General features: G+C 64.1%; 1 protein-coding gene. It reads right to left on the reverse strand.

Annotated elements, in window-relative coordinates; genetic code table 11:
- Positions 1-16: 16 nt before the first annotated feature.
- A protein-coding gene (locus AC0L25_RS32400; RefSeq protein WP_473588243.1) for an IS630 family transposase occupies positions 17-960 on the reverse strand; the annotation gives its coding sequence in 2 pieces (ribosomal slippage) (positions 17-624 and positions 624-960; 945 coding nt in all).
- Positions 961-1,049: the final 89 nt, after the last annotated feature.

A 1,049-nucleotide genomic window follows, 5' to 3' on the forward strand; every position in this document is an offset into this window, starting at 1 on the left:
CTAGAGCGCGTCCTGTTTAATCTGGGTCGTATCCAGCTGCCTTGAAGTAGTTGGCGCATTCGGCTGGGGTGAAGCGTTCGAGGATCGCGCCGACTGCGTCCCACAGTGCGCTGATTGTCCGCTCGGCCTTTGCCCGCATCAGCGCCTTGAGCTTGGCGAAGGCGTTTTCGATGGGATTGAAGTCTGGGCTATAGGGCGGGAGATAGAGCAGGCTCGCCCCCGCCGTCTCGATCGCGTCGCGGACGCCGGCGGCCTTGTGGGCAGGCAGGTTGTCCATCACGACGACGTCGCCGGGTTCGAGTGTGGGAACCAGCACCTGGTCGACATACGCCAGGAACACGGTGCCGTTCATGGCGCCGTCGTAGACGAAGGGGGCGGTCATGCCGGTCAGCCGCAATGCGCCGGTGAAGGTGGTGGTCTTCCAATGACCATGGGGCACGCCGGCCCGGCAGCGCTCGCCGCGTGGGGCTCGTCCGCGCAGGCGGGCCATCTTCGTCGACAGTCCGGTCTCATCGATGAAGACCAGCTTCGTTGGATCGAGGTCGAGCTGGCCGTCGAACCAGTCCCGGCGTCGCTTCAGGACGTCGGGGCGATCCTGCTCCAGTGCGTGCGCGGACTTTTTTTGAATGTCCAGCCGTGCCGGCCGAGCCAGGCGCTCAAGGCGCTGCGGCTGATCCGAAAAGACTGCTCGACCTCCAGACGCGCCACCATCTCGTTCAACGTGATGTCCTTGCGCTCCTCGATCAGCCCGAAAATGAAGGCGTCATGCGCATCCAGGCTGGACGCGCGGCGGCGGCCCTGCGGGCGCGGCGACAGTTCGCCGATCCTGGCCCGCGCAATCCAGCGGATCGCGCTCGATATGCCGACCCCAAACCGTGCCGCCGCCTGTCGGGCCGACATGCCGGCATCCGAAGCTTTCAAAACCCGGGACCGCAGATCCCCACTCAGTGCTTTTCCCATCATCCACCTCCATCAAGGTGGATGTTGAATCACCGGAGAAGCTCGTCGTCACATCACAATCGATTCATCGATCACGGGACGTGCTCTAG

The sequence above is a fragment of the Mesorhizobium sp. WSM4813 genome, from assembly GCF_055811555.1.